General features: G+C 71.2%; 14 protein-coding genes. 12 read left to right on the top strand and 2 right to left on the bottom strand.

Annotated features, from left to right (window positions below; translation table 11 throughout):
- The first annotated feature begins 39 nt into the window (after positions 1-39).
- The 4 genes from BIU91_RS06875 to BIU91_RS06890 are packed head-to-tail and all read left to right on the top strand — an operon-like array spanning position 40 to position 4494.
- Entirely contained in the window at positions 40-999 is a 960-nt protein-coding gene (locus tag BIU91_RS06875; protein WP_027467218.1) for an ABC transporter permease, read from the top strand.
- Positions 996-1889: an ABC transporter permease gene (locus tag BIU91_RS06880; protein WP_027467217.1), complete on the top strand. Its 894-nt coding sequence runs from the start codon at positions 996-998 to the stop codon at positions 1887-1889. Before BIU91_RS06875 ends, BIU91_RS06880 begins: the two co-directional genes overlap by 4 nt.
- Positions 1889-3574 (top strand): ABC transporter ATP-binding protein, encoded by a 1686-nt coding sequence (locus tag BIU91_RS06885; RefSeq protein ID WP_071404783.1) that lies wholly within the window; start codon positions 1889-1891, stop codon positions 3572-3574. The genes BIU91_RS06880 and BIU91_RS06885 overlap by 1 nt, the downstream gene beginning before the upstream one ends.
- Complete coding sequence (locus tag BIU91_RS06890; RefSeq protein ID WP_071404784.1) at positions 3571-4494, top strand: ROK family protein; 924 nt, start codon at positions 3571-3573, stop codon at positions 4492-4494. Before BIU91_RS06885 ends, BIU91_RS06890 begins: the two co-directional genes overlap by 4 nt.
- A gap of 15 nt (positions 4495-4509) precedes the next feature.
- Here BIU91_RS06890 and BIU91_RS06895 read toward each other — a convergent pair whose 3' ends face one another.
- Positions 4510-5232 (bottom strand): hypothetical protein, encoded by a 723-nt coding sequence (locus tag BIU91_RS06895; protein WP_071404785.1) that lies wholly within the window; start codon positions 5230-5232, stop codon positions 4510-4512.
- 122 nt (positions 5233-5354) lie between these two features.
- Between BIU91_RS06895 and BIU91_RS06900 the strand changes: the two genes are divergently transcribed.
- The 5 genes from BIU91_RS06900 (at position 5355) to BIU91_RS06920 (ending at position 13934) form a co-directional block, all read left to right on the top strand.
- Positions 5355-6641 (top strand): HupE/UreJ family protein, encoded by a 1287-nt coding sequence (locus BIU91_RS06900; protein ID WP_139196672.1) that lies wholly within the window; start codon positions 5355-5357, stop codon positions 6639-6641.
- Between the two features lie 138 nt (positions 6642-6779).
- Positions 6780-8915 (top strand): Ig-like domain repeat protein, encoded by a 2136-nt coding sequence (locus tag BIU91_RS06905; protein WP_071404786.1) that lies wholly within the window; start codon positions 6780-6782, stop codon positions 8913-8915.
- 338 nt (positions 8916-9253) lie between these two features.
- On the top strand, positions 9254-10507 hold the full coding sequence (locus BIU91_RS06910) for an ice-binding family protein (RefSeq protein ID WP_071404787.1): 1254 nt from the start codon (positions 9254-9256) through the stop codon (positions 10505-10507).
- A gap of 100 nt (positions 10508-10607) precedes the next feature.
- Positions 10608-11009: an HIT family protein gene (locus BIU91_RS06915; protein ID WP_071404788.1), complete on the top strand. Its 402-nt coding sequence runs from the start codon at positions 10608-10610 to the stop codon at positions 11007-11009.
- A gap of 123 nt (positions 11010-11132) precedes the next feature.
- Entirely contained in the window at positions 11133-13934 is a 2802-nt protein-coding gene (locus BIU91_RS06920) for a hypothetical protein (protein WP_071404789.1), read from the top strand.
- Positions 13935-13957: 23 nt separating this feature from the next.
- On the opposite strand, the gene BIU91_RS06925 is transcribed toward BIU91_RS06920, so the two are convergent.
- Positions 13958-14671, bottom strand: a complete 714-nt coding sequence (locus BIU91_RS06925; RefSeq protein WP_071404790.1) for a GAF and ANTAR domain-containing protein — start codon at positions 14669-14671, stop codon at positions 13958-13960.
- Positions 14672-14858: 187 nt separating this feature from the next.
- Here BIU91_RS06925 and BIU91_RS06930 point away from each other — a divergent pair, with 187 nt between their 5' ends.
- The 3 genes from BIU91_RS06930 (at position 14859) to BIU91_RS06940 (ending at position 16980) form a co-directional block, all read left to right on the top strand.
- Positions 14859-15590: a trypsin-like serine protease gene (locus BIU91_RS06930; protein WP_084740785.1), complete on the top strand. Its 732-nt coding sequence runs from the start codon at positions 14859-14861 to the stop codon at positions 15588-15590.
- 145 nt (positions 15591-15735) lie between these two features.
- Complete coding sequence (locus BIU91_RS06935; RefSeq protein ID WP_071404791.1) at positions 15736-16623, top strand: SDR family oxidoreductase; 888 nt, start codon at positions 15736-15738, stop codon at positions 16621-16623.
- 57 nt (positions 16624-16680) lie between these two features.
- Positions 16681-16980 (top strand): Dabb family protein, encoded by a 300-nt coding sequence (locus tag BIU91_RS06940; RefSeq protein ID WP_171907793.1) that lies wholly within the window; start codon positions 16681-16683, stop codon positions 16978-16980.
- Positions 16981-17136: the final 156 nt, after the last annotated feature.

Genomic DNA, 17136 nt, shown 5'->3' on the forward strand with positions numbered 1-17136 from the left:
TCCCCGGCTCACGTCTCCAATCCGACCATCGGAAGCCGCATGACCACAGCTCTCTACCTCACCAGGCGCGTCCTGCAGGCGCTCGCGGTGATCCTCATCGTCACCGTCGTGGTGTTCTGCCTGCTGCACGCGCTGCCCGGCGGCCCCGCCCGCGGCGTGCTCGGCGTCTCCGCGACCCCCACGCAGATCGCCCAGTTCAACCAGGCGCAGGGGCTCGACCAGCCGCTGCCCGTGCAGTACCTGCGGTTCCTCGGTCGTCTGCTGACCGGCGACCTCGGCACCTCGTACACGCTCAACGAGCCGGTCTCGCAGCTCATCGCCGAGCGCCTGCCGAAGACCCTCGTGCTCACCGGCATCTCCGCGGTGCTCGGACTCGTCGTCGCGATCCCGGTCGGGATGCTCCAGGCGGCCCGCCGCAACGGTGCGGTCGACTACGCCGCCACCGCCCTGGCCTTCGTCTTCTACTCGACGCCCGCGTTCTTCCTGGGTCTCGTCCTGATCATCGTCTTCAGTCAGCAGCTGCCGTGGCTGCCGTCACAGGCCCCGAGCGGCACCACCCTCGCCGAGGTGTTCCAGGACCCCGCCGGACTCGTGCTGCCCGTGGTGACCGGAGCCCTCGCGATGATCGCGGTGTTCAGTCGGTACATGCGCGCCTCGACGCTCGAGAACCTGCAGGAGGACTACGTCCGCACCGCCCGTGCCGGCGGCGCCTCGACCGCGACGATCCTGCGGCGGCACGTGTTCCGGAACTCGCTGACCCCGGTCGTCGCGATGCTCGGGTACTACCTGCCGGTGCTCTTCGGTGGTGCCCTGGTGACCGAGCAGCTGTTCAACTACCCCGGCATGGGGCTGCTGTTCTGGAACGCCGCACAGTCCTCCGACTACCCGACGCTGCTCGGCTGCGTGCTCGTCATCTCCATCGCGACCGTCATCGGCACCCTGCTCGCCGACGTCGCACAGTCCCTCATCGATCCCAGAGTGAAGGCGAGCCGCGCATGACCGCCGTCCAGATGGCCCCCGAAGCCCCGGGCGCCCCCGTCACCGTCGCGGCCACCGGGTTCCGGCTCGCCGCCCGCCGGTTCCGGGGCAACACCCTCGCCGTGATCGGCCTCGCCCTGATCGTCGTCATCGTGCTGTTCTGCTTCGTCGGCCCGTTCGTGTACCCGACCGACCAGACCCACACGCTCCTCGAGCAGGCCAACCAGGGCCCGAGCGCCGCGCACTGGCTCGGCACCGACGCCGTCGGCCACGACGTCCTCGGCCGCCTGATGTACGGCGGCAAGGTCTCCCTGATGGTGGGCATCGCCGCCGGGGTCCTGGCCACCGTCGTCGGCACCCTGTGGGGTTCCGTCGCCGGGTACGTCGGCGGCTGGGTCGACGCCCTGATGATGCGCGTCGTCGACGCCGGCATCGCGATCCCGGCCCTGTTCATCCTGCTCGTCATCTCGGCGATCACGAACCCGGGCGTCGGTGGCCTCATCGTCATCCTCGGCCTGGTGTCGTGGCTCGTGCCGTCCCGTCTGATCCGCGCCGAGACCCTGACGCTCAAGAACCGCGACTACGTCCTGACCCTGCGCGCGATCGGCGGCTCGCACGCCCGCGCCATCGGCAAGCACCTGCTGCCGAACTCGGTGTCGACGATCGTCGTCGCGGCGACGTTCCAGGTCGCCGACGCGATCCTGCTGGTCGCCTACGTCTCGTACCTCGGGCTCGGCGTGCAGCCGCCCGCGACGGACTGGGGCGGCATGCTCTCGGCGGGACTCACCGCCGCCTACTCCGGACGCTGGTGGCTCATCGTGCCGCCGGGTCTGGCCGTGATCCTGGTCGTCTGCGCGTTCAACGCGGTGGGCGACGGACTGCGGGACGCCTTCGACGTACGGGGCCGCTGATGACGACCGAACCGATCCTGCGGACGACCGACCTCGGCGTCTCCTTCAGCACCGAGTCCGGCACCGTCGACGCCGTGCGGGGGGTGTCCCTGTCGGTCGCCCCCGGCGAGACCCTCGCCCTGGTCGGCGAGTCCGGCTCCGGCAAGTCCACCGTCGCCCTCGCCGCGATGGGCCTGCTCTCCGGCAACGCGACGGCCTCGGGCAGCGCCGTCGTCGCCGGCCACGAGGTCGTCGGCGCCCCCGAACCCGCGCTCCGGGCCCTGCGCGGCTCGACCGTCTCGATGGTCTTCCAGGAGCCCGCGACCGCCCTCGACCCGCTCACCCGCGTCGGTGCCCAGATCGCGGAGGTGATCCGGAACCACCGTGACGTCTCCGCGTCCGCCGCCGCGGCCGAGGCCGTCGACCTGCTGCGCCGGGTCGGCATCCCCGACCCCGAGTCGCGCACCCGGTCGTTCCCGTTCCAGCTGTCGGGTGGGCAGCGTCAGCGCGTGGTCATCGCGATGGCGATCGCGAACGCGCCGAAGCTGCTCATCGCGGACGAGCCGACCACGGCCCTCGACGTGACCGTGCAGGCCGAGATCCTCGAGCTCCTCCGTGCGCTCGCCGTCGAGACCGGTACCGGCGTGCTGCTCGTCACGCACAACATGGGGGTCGTCGCGGACTTCGCCGACCGGGTCGCGGTCATGCTCCAGGGCGAGATCGTCGAGACCGGCGGGGTCGAGGACGTCCTCCTCCGCCCCGAGCACGAGTACACCAAGCGGTTGCTCGCCGCGGTGCCGCGGCTCGACGTGGCGGGCGATCGTCCGCCGGCTCCCGTCACCGACGCGGAGACCGAGCCGGCCGGGAGGCCCGGTGCGGCCCCGGTGGTCGACCTGCGGGACGTCTCGGTGACGTTCGGGCGCGGGGCGCGCGCCGTCCACGCGCTCGCGGGCATCGACATCGCGGTGCACGCCGGTGAGACCGTCGGCCTGGTCGGCGAGTCCGGCTCCGGCAAGTCGACCGCGGCCCGGGTGGCGCTCGGGCTCATCAAGCCGACCTCCGGCACGGTGTCGCTGTTCGGGCAGGACCTGCGGACCGCGAAGGGCCGTGACCGACGTGCACTCCGCTCCGGCATCGGCGTCGTGCTGCAGGACCCGGTGGCGTCCCTCGACGCCCGGATGTCGGTGGCCGAGTGCATCGCGGAGCCCCTCGCCGTGCACCGTCGCGGGATGTCCTCGGCCGATCGTCGTCGTCGCATCGACGAGGTGCTCGACGCCGTCCGGCTGCCGCGGACCCTGGCGTCCCGTGCCCCCCGCGAGCTGTCCGGAGGGCAGCGCCAGCGGGTCTCGCTCGCCCGGGCGCTGGTGCTCGAACCGCGGTTGCTCGTCGCCGACGAACCGACCTCGGCGCTCGACGTCAGCGTGCAGGAGACCGTGCTCGAGGTCCTCGGCGAGCTGCAGGACGACCTCGGCTTCGCGTGCCTGTTCGTCTCGCACGACCTGGCCGTCGTGCAGCACTTCGCCGAGCGCGTCGTCGTGATGCGCCAGGGCGTCGTCGAGGAGCAGGGCACCACCGGCACGACGCTGCTGCACCCCACCACCGACTACACCCGTCGCCTGCTCGCCGCGGTGCCGGTGCCCGACCCCGTGCTGCAACGGCAGCGTCGGACGGAGCGCCTCGCCTCACTCGCGGCGGTGACCGCGTGACCCGGGTCCTGGCCGGCGTCGACGTCGGCGGCACGAACACGAAGGTCGTCCTGACCACGCCCGACCTCGAGGTCATCGACCGCCTCGACCTGCCGACGCCCGCCCACGCGGGCGGGGCAGCGATCGTGACGGCCGCACTCGGGGCCGTGACGGGTCTGCTCGAGACGCACCGGGCCTCCTTGGCGGGTGTCGGGGTGGGCGCGGCCGGCGTCGTCGACCGGACCACGGGGACCGTCCTGGTCACCGGCAACTCGTTCACGGGATGGGCCGGGTACGGCGTGACCCGCGCGGTGACGGACGCCCTCGGCGTCCCCGCGACCCTGGACAACGACGTGAACGCGTTCCTGCTCGGCGAGATCGCCACCGGCGCGGTCGTGGGGGAGTCCGACGTGCTCGGGATGACCCTCGGCACCGGTGTCGGCGGCGCGCTCGTGCTCGACGGACGGCTCTTCGCCGGCCCGCGCGGTGCCGCGGGTGAGATCGGCCACGTCCCCGGCTTCGGCGACGCCCGGTGCACCTGCGGGCAGACCGGGCACCTGGAGACCATCGCGGGCGCACGCGGCATCGCCGACCGCTACGCCGAACGCTCCGGGCGGATGCTCTCGGCACGGGACGTCGCCGTCGCCGCACGCGGCGGGGACGCCGACGCGGCGGCCGTCTTCGCCACGGCGGGGTGGGGCCTGGCGCGGGCCGCGCTGCTGACCGCGGGGATCCTCGACGTCACCACCGTCCTGATCGGCGGCGGGATCGCTCGGTCCTGGGACCTGCTCGAACCGGCCATCTCGGCGGCGATCGCCGCGGAACCGCCGGTCAGCGGGGCGACGATCCGGCTCGCGCAGTCGACGCTCGGGTCCGACGCCGTGGCACTCGGCGCAGCGGCGCAGGTGCGGGCGCGCGTGCTGGAGCCGGAGACCGCGTAGCGGGGGAGCGCCCGGTCAGGGCACCCAGACGACGATGCCGCGCAGGTCGTGGAGCACGGCGGCGAGTCCGGCGCGCAGGCCGCGGGCCGCGCGGTCCTCGGTGAAGGTCTCCGGGTCGTAGTGACTCGACGGCCCGAGGCCCTCGCCGCGGAACCCGCCGCCCGTCCAGTCCGCCGCCGTGACGTTCGACGTCGGCTCCGCGATCTCGGCACCGACGACCAGGAACTGCTGGTGGAGCGCGGTCGGCGAGACGGCCGCGAGCGGGTCGACCATGTGGTTGCCGACGGTGATGACCAGGTCGGGCTCGGCGTCGACGGCGCGCAGGACCGCGGCGATCCGGTCGTCCGGACCCTTCGCCGAGACCGGGGTGACGGTGACGTCCTCGTCCGCGGCCCACGACTCGACGGCGTCGAGCAGGGTCCGGGTCGGAGCGTCGGCGGCGTCACCCGCGTCGGAGAGCAGCACGACGTCGTAGCCGGCGGGGGCGTGCACCCCGGACCACGAACCGGGCTCGGGGTGGATGGTGGCCTCGGGGGCCGGCGGCTGGTCGGGGTCGGAGAACCCGGTGCCCAGGACCCCGGCCGAGGCGTGCGCCGACGCGCTCGCCGTCGGGCCGGTGCCGGTGCCGCCGGTGGGGCCGTTCGACGCCCCGGAGCAGCCGGCCAGCAGAGCGGTGCCGGCCACGGCGAGGGCGACGGCGGTCAACAGGGAGGTCGGCCGGGTGGCGGGGCGGATCACGGCACCATGCAAGCACGCCCGACGGCCGCTCCGGGCCGGTCCGGGGACCTGTCCAACCGCCGTCCCGTTGCTGGTCACCGGTTGTTCACCTGCCGGTCGTCTGCGGGCCGGATCGTCTGCGCGTGCCCTCCGGAACCACCGCCGCGCTCCTGCGCGCCCGCCCTGCCCGCTCCCTCCCCCTGTTCGCGCTCGTCGCACGGGTCGTCGCCGCGCTCGTGCTGCTCGGGGTGGTCGTGATCGGCGTGCTGGCGGGCGCGGCGCCGGCGTCGGCGCACGGCTTCAGCTCGGTGGTCTACGCCGACGTCACGTCCACGAAGCCGACCGTCGTGCAGGCGAAGCTCGGGCTCGAGTACGACCTGATGCTCGTCTCGGTGGCCACGAGCGAGCACGACGACGCGCTGCACGAGCAGGGGCAGCGGGCGTGGGACGACGGTGACTTCCCCGGCATGGTCTCGGCTGCCGAAGCGCACACCGACGCGATCGGGAAGTACGTCTTCGACCGGTTCCGGGTCACCGGAGCCGGCGGGCAGGCCTGCACGGGCACGCTCGACGACACCGTCACCGTCGACCTGCAGGACGAGGTGCCGTACGCCCACGTGACCGCGGACTTCACCTGCCCGGAACCGTCCGAGACGCAGTCCGGGCACGTGGTGTCGTCGGAGCTCTTCCCCGACGACGAGACCTTCGTGCGCGACACCAAGACGATCGTCACCTACGACGTCGACGACCGGACGGGTTCGGCCACCCTCGACGCCTCGCAGCGCACGTTCTCGACCGAGCAGTCGGCGGGTGAGCGCTTCTGGGAGTTCTTCCGGCTCGGCGCCGAGCACCTGCTCACCGGGATCGACCACATCCTGTTCCTCGTGGCGCTCATCGCCGGTTCGCGTCGTCTGCGCGAGGTCGTCTACACGGCGTCCGCGTTCACGATCGCCCACTCGATCACGTTCATCCTCGCCGCCCTCGGTGTGGTCAGCCCGCCCGCGATCGTCGTCGAGCCGCTCATCGCCCTGTCGATCGCCGCGGTCGCCGGCTGGTACCTGTGGCGGCTCTGGCGTCGTCGATCGCGGGCCGACGAACTGGTGGTCGGCGAGCACGGACACTTCTCGCTCGACCGCGCCGGGTGGACCCGCCTGGCCGTCGTCTTCGCCTTCGGGCTCATCCACGGGCTCGGGTTCGCCGGGGCCCTCGGGATCCACGAGGCGTTCTCGTGGCAGCTGCTCGTCTCGCTCCTCATCTTCAACGTCGGGATCGAGGCCGTGCAGCTCGCGATCATCGTCATCGTCTTCCCGCCGCTCTCGCTGCTGCGGCGGAAGGCGCACCGGGTGTCGCTGTGGGTGACGGGCGCGGTGACCGCCGGCGTGTTCGTGATGGGGATGATCTGGTTCGTCGAGCGGCTCGCGGCGGGCTGACGATCGCCACGGACCTGCTGACGAGTCGCGTTCGTTCCTGAACAGCGACGAACCGTCACTCAGCGTTTACCAAGACGTTTTGCAGTGCATGCAGAGTCTTCCGTGCTGCACCATCCCACGTCTGAGAAACGGACCCACATGAGTCTCCTGTCCGGCGCCACTACCCGGCGCAGAACCACCACCCTCCGCGTCTGCGGAGCCGTCCTCGGGGCCGCGCTCATCGCCGGTGCCTCGATGGTCGGCACGAACGCCGCCACCGCTGCGACGAACACCCCCACCACCAACATCTCGACCGGTGGCCCGATCCACATCCTGCTCGGCGTCGGCGCGACCGAGAGCCAGCGCATCGCGTCGTGGTACTTCCCCACGAACGTCGCGCAGTCGCTCGAGATCCAGAAGACCGCGTCCATGACGGACGGTGTCTTCACCGACGCCAAGAAGACGATCGACGCCTCGGAGGCCGCGAACACCGCCGCCGACACGAGCACGACCGACTCGAACACCAAGAGCATCCCCGGCATCGCCGCCGAGTCGGGCTACATCAACGCGCACGCGACGATCTCGGATCTCGAGCCGAACACCTCGTACACGTACCACGTCGGTGCTGCGGACGGCTCGGCCTGGTCCGCGTCGTACACCTTCACCACGAAGAGCTTCTCCGGCGACTTCGACTTCCTGTTCTTCGGTGACCCGCAGATCGGTTCGTCGGGCTTCACCGACGACGACGGCGCCGGCTGGGCGGACACGCTCAAGTACGCCACGTCGACCGAGCCGGACGCCGAGCTCCTGGTCTCCGGCGGCGACCAGATCGAGCACGCCAACAACGAGTACGAGTGGGGCGCGTTCGCGGACAGCAGCGACGTGCTGAAGCGCTACCCGTGGGCCTCGACCATCGGCAACCACGACGTGGGCGGCAAGGCCTACGAGCAGCACAACCAGGTGCCGAACTCCCTCAAGGTGCCGGACTTCTACCCGGGTGGCAACACGACCGCGAACTCGGGTGGCGACTACTGGTACATGTACAAGGGCGTCCTGTTCATCGACATCAACTCGAACGCCTACGCGGCCGGTTCGGACGCTGCCCACGTGAACTACGTGCGCGACGTCATCAACCGCTCCGGCGACGACGCGAAGTGGACGACGCTGGTCTACCACCACTCGATCTACTCGCCGGCCGACCACGCGAACGACAAGGACAACCAGCAGCGCCGGTTCGACTTCACGCGTTCGTTCTCGGACATGGGTGTCGACCTGGTCCTGCAGGGCCACGACCACTCCTACTCGCGCAGCTACGCGATCAAGAACGGCAAGAAGGCCAACGTCAACGAGCAGCCCGCTGCTCCCGACGTCTTCTCCGGCCCCGGCGGCGTCATCTACATGACGGCGAACTCGGCCTCCGGCTCGAAGTACTACGACCTCACCACCCCGGACGCCACGCAGAGCGGCTACGGAGCGGACCCGCTCGACCCCAAGGGTGAGCGTCACTGGGCCAACTCGGTCGAGAACCAGGAGCACGTCCGCACCTTCGTGAAGGTCTCGGTCACCGACGACAAGCTCGCCGTCGAGAACATCCGCGCCAGCGACTGCACCACGCTCAACTCGGCGGTGCAGCACGGCAAGGTGGACAGCTGCGGTGTGACCCTCCAGCCGACGGCCACGGCCGACCCGGCTGCGATCGGTTCGACGGTCGACAAGTTCAACCTGCACGCCACGCTGCCGACGACGACCACCACGCTCACCGCGTCGGCCGCCGAGCAGACCTACGGCACCGCCAAGCCGGCCACGGTCACCGCGACCATCGCCGGTGGCATCGGTACCCAGCAGGGCACCGTGACGTTCAAGGACGGCAGCAAGGTCCTCGGCACCGCCCCGGTCAAGGACGGCGCGGCCAGCATGACGCTGCCGAAGACGCTCGCCATCGGCAAGCACGCGGTCACGGCCTCGTTCGTCAACGCGGACCCGGTGTACTCGGGAACGAACTCGAAGACGGCGAAGGCCATGACGGTCACCGTCGAGAAGGCCCCGTCCCGCACCGCCATCAAGTACAGCGGTGGCAAGGCGACCGTCCAGGTGAAGGCCACCGGCTTCAGCGTCGACGGCACCGCCCGGATCTACCAGGGCTCGAAGCGCCTCGCCACCGTCACGGTGGAGAACGGCGTGGTCACCTCGAAGCTCGCGCTGAAGAAGGGCGCGCACAACCTGCACGCCGTCTTCGCGGGAACGTCGGAGCTCACCACGAGCACCAGCCCGACCATCACGGTCGTCATCAAGTAGCACCCGGTACCAGCAAGGGCCCCGCGATCCCGATCGCGGGGCCCTTCGCCGTGTGGTCCGGGGGTGGGCGACCGGTCCTACCCGGGACCGGCGCCGCACCGGCTGACGGGAGACCCGAACTCCCTACCCGTCCGCTGGTGAGAGCGGCCGGTCAACCTGTGGTGAGCATGCGCTCACGGGCCGGGATCGCCTAGGCAGCCAGGCCAACTGCCAGGCTTTGAGCGAATGTTCAGACATTCCTAGGTAATCGCTGTGGAGAAGCGCATACTTCGAGCCACCGAGAATGCGCGCTCGTCGCCGACGTCACCCCGCCTCTCCTTGCAGGAAGCGGTCGGACCGTGCAGGCTCGCCATCTCAGACGCAGTTCCCTCCTCGTCATCTCGGCGGCTGCCGTCGCCGCGCTGGTCACCCTCGGAACCGGTGGCGGAGCATCCGCCGCCACGGTCATCGACGGTCGGGTCAACCTCGGAACCGCATCGACCTACGGCGTCCTCGGCGCGAGCGCGGTCACGAACACCGGCCCCTCCGTGATCAACGGCGACCTCGGGTTGTCGCCGGGCACGTCCATCACCGGCTTCGGCGGCGCACCGAACGGCGTCGTCAACGGCACCACGCACCAGACCGACGCCGCGGCCGCACAGGCCCAGCGCGACACCACCACCGCGTACAACGTCGCCGCGTCGCTCTCCCCGACCCAGACCGGTCTGACCGAGCTGAACGGCCTCTCGCTCTCACCCGGCGTGTACTCCGGCGGCGCCCTCGCCCTGGCCAACAACGGTGCGCTGACCCTGGCCGGCAGCGCGAACTCCGTCTGGGTGTTCCAGGCCGCGTCGACCCTGACCATCGGGTCCGCCAGCCAGATCGTGATCACCGGCGGCGCCAGCTCGTGCAACGTGTTCTGGCAGGTCGGCAGCTCCGCCACCGTCGGCACCGGCGCCCAGTTCCAGGGCACCGTCCTGGCGCAGCAGTCCGTGACCGCCACCACCGGCGCGACCGTGCAGGGCCGACTGCTGGCACGCACCGGCGCCGTCACCCTCGACACCAACACGATCACGGCCTCCAACGGCTGCCCCGCACCGGGCACGCCGTCCGAGTCGCCGACCATCACCTCGGGCACCCCGTCCGACGGCACCGTTGACGTGCCCTACTCGTCCACCGTCACCGCGACCGGCACCCCGAACCCGACCTTCACCGCCACGGGCCTGCCCGACGGCCTGACGATCGACAGCACCACCGGCGTCATCTCCGGCACCCCGACCACCCCGGGCACCTCGACCGTGACGATCACCGCGTCGAACGGCACCAGCCCGGACGACACCCAGACGGTCACCATCACGGTCCGCGCCCCGGCACCGGTGCCCACCGCGACACCCACCCCGACGGCACCCGCAGTGGTGCCCACCGCCACCCCGAGCGGCCCCGCAGGCGCCGGCGGCGGCGGTGGCGGCGGAACCGACCAGCCCACCGGTGAGCTCGCGTTCACCGGCTCGGACCCGACCGTCCCGCTGAGCATCGCCGCGGCACTGCTCGCCGCGGGTGCAACGCTCATGGTCCTGCTGCGTCGTCGTCGCCGCACCGTCGGCCGCATCTGATCCACCCGTACCATCGACGGCCCCGCGACCCTGGTCGCGGGGCCGTCTGCGTGCCGTCACCGGCCTTGCGGTCGGTCCACGTGCCCGATTGCATGGGGGCATGTCGACCGATTGTGCCTTCGACGCCGTGCCACGGGCCTCCCGGCTCGTCGAGGACGACCTGGTCGTCGCGCTGCTGGACGTGAACCCGGTCTCGCCCGGGCACAGCCTGGTCGTCCCGAAGCGCCACGTGGTGTCGTGGTTCGAGGCCACCGCGGACGAAGTGGCCGCGATGACGCGGCTCGTCCGCGCACTCAAGCTGGTGCTCGACGACCGGTACCGACCGGACGGGTACAACGTCGGGTTCAACGACGGCGCGGCAGCCGGGCAGACGGTGTTCCACGCCCACCTGCACGTGATCCCGCGGTACGGCGGCGATGTGCCGGACCTGGCCGGCGGCATCCGGCACACGGTGCCGGGCCGGGGGTACTACTCGCCCGGCACCCGGCCGTCGCACCCGTGAGGACCCTCAGGGACCGAACCGTCACCTCATCCTCCAGGACGATCCGCGGTGAGCAGCGCGCTCCCTACTGTTGGCGACGGAGCGTGCGGTGGCGCATGCCCGTCGCACCAGGGGAGATCCGACGTGAACCGTTCGCCGAGACGCCGTTCCACCATCGCGCTGCAGATCGCGTGTTCGACACTCATCGCCGGGGCGCTCGCCGTCTCCGGCACGATCGCGGCGTTGCCGGCCACGGCGGCACCGGGTGACGGGTCCACCGCCGCGACGGGGACGACCACGATCACGACGCCGGGCACGCCCGTCGCGCAGGGTGACGACTGGACGGTCACGCTGACCGACGGCGGGTACACCGTCGTCCTGACCCTCGCCGACCCCCTGCCGCTCCGTGCGGCGGCCCCCGTCCTGCTCGTGGACGGCACCGACATCGGCGTCGCGCAGACGAGCCTCGACCAGCGGCAGCTGACGGTCACCACGACCGACCCCGCGGTCGCCGATGCCCGCAGCGTCGAGCTCGGCTGGACGGGCGAGACCGACCTGCAGGGCAACCGGCAGGCAGCCACCGCGCCGCAGACGGTCGCGCCGAGCGAAGCCCCGGCGCCCCTGACCGACGACCCGGCGGCCGCGGGCCAGTACGCGGTCACCCGGGCCGACTACGACCTGGGCAACGAAGCCGAGACGATCAAGGGCTTCGGGCGCAAGGGCGAGATGCGTGCCGCGGTCTTCGTGCCGAAGGACGCCCCGGGCAAGCGTCCGGTCGTGGTGTTCCTGCACGGCCGCCACGAGGCCTGCTACGGCGGCACGTACAACCCGAAGGCGTGGCCGTGTGGGAAGGGACAGACCGACATCCCGAGCTACCTCGGCTACAACGCAGCAGCGACCGCGCTGGCGAGCCACGGCAACGTCGTCGTGTCGATCTCCGCGAACGCGATCAACGCCCTCGACGGCAGCTACTCGGACGACGGCGGAGCGGTGGCCCGCGGGCAGCTCGTCCTCGACCACCTCAGCCTGCTGCAGCGCGCGGACGCCGGACAGGAGCCCCAGCTCTCGCCGCTGCTCACCGGCAAGCTCGACCTGCAGGACGTCGGCCTCATGGGCCACTCACGCGGCGGTGACGGTGTGGTCCGCGCGGCCCTGCTCAACACGCAGCGCACGAACCCCTTCGGCATCCGTGCCGTCCTGCCCCTGGCACCGACCGACTTCGGGCGCATGACCCTGCCGGACACCAACACGGCGGTCGTCCTGCCGTACTGCGACGGCGACGTGTCCGACCTGCAGGGACAGCACTTCTACGACGACTCCCGCACCGCCTTCGGGGACGACGTGCTGCGCTCCTCGGTGCTGGTGATGGGTGCGAACCACAACTTCTTCAACACGACGTGGACGCCCGGCAAGTACGCGAAGGCGTCGTCGGACGACTGGTACGACGAGTCCGACGCGGTCTGCGGGGCGAAGGCGAAGCACACCACGCGGCTGTCGTCCGACCAGCAGTACGCCGTCGGCACGAGCCTGATCAGTGGCTTCTTCCGCCTGACGCTCGACCGTGAGCAGCAGTTCCTGCCGATGTTCGACGGCACCAACCGCCAGCCCGCCGCCCTGGGTGCGGCTGACATACGGGTGAGCGCTTCCCAGCCCGGCGCGAGCCGCCGTGACCTCGCCCTGTTCGACACCGCGAACCCGGCGATCACCACGACCGGGGCCCTGACGGCGAAGACCTGCGCGAGCTCCGACAGCCTGCCCGCAAAGCAGGTCCTGCCGGCGTGCGTCTCGATCTCGTCCAACGCCCCGGACTACACACCGGCCTACCTGGCGTCCTCGGTGCCGGCCACCCCCGCCCTGCACGTCTCGCCCACCAAGGTGGCGACCGGCGGCCAGGTGCACGTCCCGGTGGCTCCGGCGGCCGGTGACTTCACGGGGCTCCAGGCGCTGTCGCTCCGCCTCACCCCGGACGACACCGCGACGACGAACGCGAACGTCTCGATCACCCTCCGCGACGCGACCGGTGCCGTGGCGACCCGACGCCTGTCCGACACCAGCCGTGCCGGACAGCTGCTCCCCGGTACCCGGATGGCCCCGCGCAAGACGATCCTGCAGCAGGCGCGCATCCCCCTCGACACGTTCACCGGCATCGACCTGACGTCGGTGCGCGAGGTGACCATCGACTTCCCGCAGAAGAACAGCGGGGTCCTGCTGAGCGACCTGTCGCTCGTGCCTGCTGCGACCCTCGGCACCCCGGTGGTCACGAAGCGTCCCGCCGCACGCATCGCTGACCGGTTCGTCGACGAGGGCCGCACGCGCACGGTGGTCCGGGCAGCGGTCGTGCTCTCCCGACCGGCCGAGCAGGCCACCACCGTGTACTTCGACCTCGACCAGGCGTACGACGGGCGCATCCGCCCGGCGGTCCAGCCCGTCACGTTCCAGCCCGGTGAGGTCTGCCGCACGGTCGCGGTCTCGGTGAACGGTGACCGCACCCCGTCGTTCTCGCGGACGTCGGACTACGCGATGACCCTCAGCAACACCCAGGGCGGATCGGTGATCGGTGACTCGGTCGGCACGATGCGCATCCGCGAGGACGACGGCGTGCGCAGCGTGAACGGACGGCCGACCGCGTCCGCTCCGGCGGTCGGGACCCCGGGTGACGCGTGTGCCGAGGCACAGGCGACCAGCACGGCCATCGCCGTGACGCCGACGAGCAGCCGGAAGGGTGCCAAGGTCGCGATCTCGGCGACGGGGTTCCGCGCCGGCGAGTCGGTCACCGTCAGCATCGACGGCGGTCGGGCCACCCGCACGACGGCCAACGCCGACGGCAGGGTCCGCCTGAAGATCACGAAGGCCGTGGCGGCGCTGGCACCGGGCGCGCACGTGGTGCGTGCCCGCGGGTACGGATCGGACCAGCGGGCCCGGGGCACCTTCACGACGACGAAGTAGTCGCGCGACCTCGGCAGCACCGCTCAGCCGGTGCTGCCGAGGTCGGCGCCCCGGTGCACGACGTCCTCCGCCATGGCCCGGATCCCGCGGCCCGCACCGGCAGCAGCATGCCGCAGGATCTGGAACGCCTCGTCCATCCGGATGCCCCGGCGGTACGCGAGTGCACCCTTGGCCTGTTCGAGGAGCTCCCGGGCCTCGAGCGCGTCCTCGACCTGTTCCTCGATCGTGGTCGACACCCCGCGGTCGCGCTGTCGGATCAGGGCAGCCGAAGCCGCGTCGGCGAGCAGCTGGAGCAGCACGACGTCCTGGTCGCTGTGCCCGCGGGTGTGGTCGGCGAAGACGCACAGGGAGCCGATGGTCCGGTCCCGCAGACGGATCGGCTCGGCGAACGTGCCCTGCAGCCCGCGTTCGCGCATCGTCGCCGCGAACGTCGGCCACTCCGACTCGTGCGTCGACACGTCGGGCACGTCGATCGTCTCGCCGGTCCGGTAGCAGTCGAGACACGAGCCCTCGTTCGTCCCGAGCTGCGCTTCCTCGGCCTCACTGCTGCGCTCGCTCGTCGAGGCGATGACCTGCAACGCACCGGACCGGTCCGCGAGCACGACCCCCGCCTCCGTCGCCGAGGTCCCCTCCACGCACGCCGCGATGACACGGTCCATGGCGTCGAGCACCTCGAGGTCGGGGTCCAGGGCCGGATTCAACCGATCCGGCAGGTTGATCGCGTCACTGGTCGTCATGCTTCGACGCTACGACCAGACCGATGGCGCACGGCTCAGCCAGTTCGCGTACCGGATCACGGCGTTCGAGTGGCAAGCAGCCGCGTCCGTCGAAGTGCGGACTGGTGCGACCCCTGGACAGGGGGTCAGGATGACGCATCAGTTGCACAGAGCAACTGGCAGGTGCTTCACCGACAGAGGAGTCGTCATGAAGAAGTCCATCGCAGCCGCGTTCGCCGCGGTCGCCGTCATCACCGCCGGCGTGTTCGCCGCTTCGCCCGCCTCCGCGCTGCCCGTCAGCACGAAGGTCGTCGGCGGCGAGAAGGCCCCCACCACCTCGTGGGCGGTGCAGCTCGAAGCCTCCGGCGGCTCCATCCCCTCCGGCTACGTCAGCAACTGCACCGGCGAGCAGCTCAACGCCTCGTGGATCCTCACCGCCCGGCACTGCATCGACGGCATCGGTGCGATGAACGTCTACCACTCCAACTCCACCGTCAACCGCGGTACGGCCGTCGCCGTCGACCGCGTCAGCGCCTCGCCGGCGGGTGACATCGCGCTCGTGCACCTGCGGACCGCCTACTCGCTGTCCACCTACGCACCCCTCGACCTCACCGCGACGGCCAAGTCGAGCGGCACCGGCACCATCCAGGGCTACGGCCTGCGTGCGAACGCGACCCAGTCCGACGGCCTGTACCAGGCCACGGTCTCGCTCACCGGCGCGAGCACCGACGCCTTCAGCGGTCGTGCCCAGCACCTCACCGGCGTGACCGGCGCATCGAACCACGGCGACTCGGGCGGCCCGCTGCTCGTCAACGGCAAGGTCGTCGCCGTCTGCTCCACCGGCGACAGCGCCGACCCCGGCGCGAACACCAAGGCCGGCTCGAACTACGCCCTGCTGTCGCAGGCCTCGTCCTGGATCCGGACCACGGCCGGCGTCTGAACCACCTGACGGACTGGAGGCGCGGTTTCAGCTGGCACCGCGCCTCCAGTCCGTCCCCACCCGTCTCCAGAACCGGGGTCGCCTGCTCGGCGTCCGTCACCCACCAGCTGAGCGCCCGTGCGGGCGCTGCGACGACAGTGGGGCCATGAGCCAGTACGAGAAGCGCGATCCGAACACCCTCTACCCGGCACCGCCGTACCCGAAGCAGGAGCAGTCGCTGCCGGGCGCCGCGTGGAAGATGGACCCGAAGCCCGACCACGGCGAGGAGAGCTACGTCGGGCTCGGACGGCTGAAGGGGTACCGCGGCATCGTCACCGGTGCTGATTCCGGCATCGGCCGTGCCGCCGCCATCGCCCTGTCGCGCGAAGGCGCGGACCTGGTGCTCTCGTACCTGCCGAACGAGCAGGAGGACGCGGAACAGGTCCGCGACCTGCTCGAGTCCGAGGGTCGTCGGGCCGTGCTGTTCCCCGGGGACATCTCCGACGAGCAGTACTGCACGGACCTGGTGCAGAAGGGCGTCGACGAGTTCGGCGGCCTCGACACCCTGGTCATGGTCGCCGGGCGCATGGAGAGCAACGAGGACATCCTCACGCTCGACACCTCGATGTTCGACTCCACCTTCAAGACCAACATCTACTCGCTGTTCTGGTTGACCAAGGCCGCCGTGCCGCACCTCGAGCCCGGGTCGACCATCGTGACGACCGGTTCGATCCAGGCGTCCACGCCCTCGCCGGACAAGATCGACTACGCCGTGTCGAAGGGCGCGATCAAGCTCTTCACCGAGGCCGTCGCGCAGCAGCTCGCCCCGAAGGGCATCCGTGTGAACTCCGTCGCGCCGGGGCCGGTGTGGACGCCGCTGCAGCCGGGTTCCGACGACGCCGAGACGGTGTCGCACTTCGGTGAGAGCTCGCCGTTCGGCCGTCCCGGGCAGCCCGCCGAGCTCGGTGCCGCCTACGTGCACCTGGTCAGCCCGGAGTCGAGCTACCAGTCCGGGTCCACGATCACGATCGCGGGCGGGACGCCGGCGTTCTGATCTGCCGTTCTGGGCTTTTGGCGTTTTCGCGTTCTTGCGTTCGAGGAAGGGGACCACGTGTCCGGAGTGACGCACACCGTGCTGGTCGAGTGGGACAGGGAGGACCGGTCGTCCGAGGCCACGGCCCTGTCGCGTGGGCACCTGCCACGGATCGAGGGGGTCGAGTCGGTGCAGTCCGGCACGAGCGTGAGTACCGAGGGGCTGGAGGGCGGGTTCCACTGGATGCTCGTCGTCCGGTTCCGCGATCGTGCCGCGCTCGCCGGGTACCTGCCGCACCCGGAGCACCGGCCGGTGGCCGAGTTCATCGGTGCGGCGAGTGCGCGGGTCGTCGTGTTCGACGTCGAGGACGCCGACTGACCGCTGCGCCGGAAGCTGTGTAACGCTCTGGTTGCGATGGCGGACGAGGGGTTCCGTTTCTCGTGGAGGCTCGACGTACGGTGGATCGGCCATCGCAACGGCGCGGGGGTCATCGGCCGGCGCTGCGGCTCTCCGGAGCCCGCGCCGGTCGGGTCC

Origin of the sequence: Curtobacterium sp. MMLR14_002 (assembly GCF_001864975.1) — a bacterium.
Classification (GTDB): Bacteria; Actinomycetota; Actinomycetes; order Actinomycetales; family Microbacteriaceae; genus Curtobacterium; species Curtobacterium flaccumfaciens.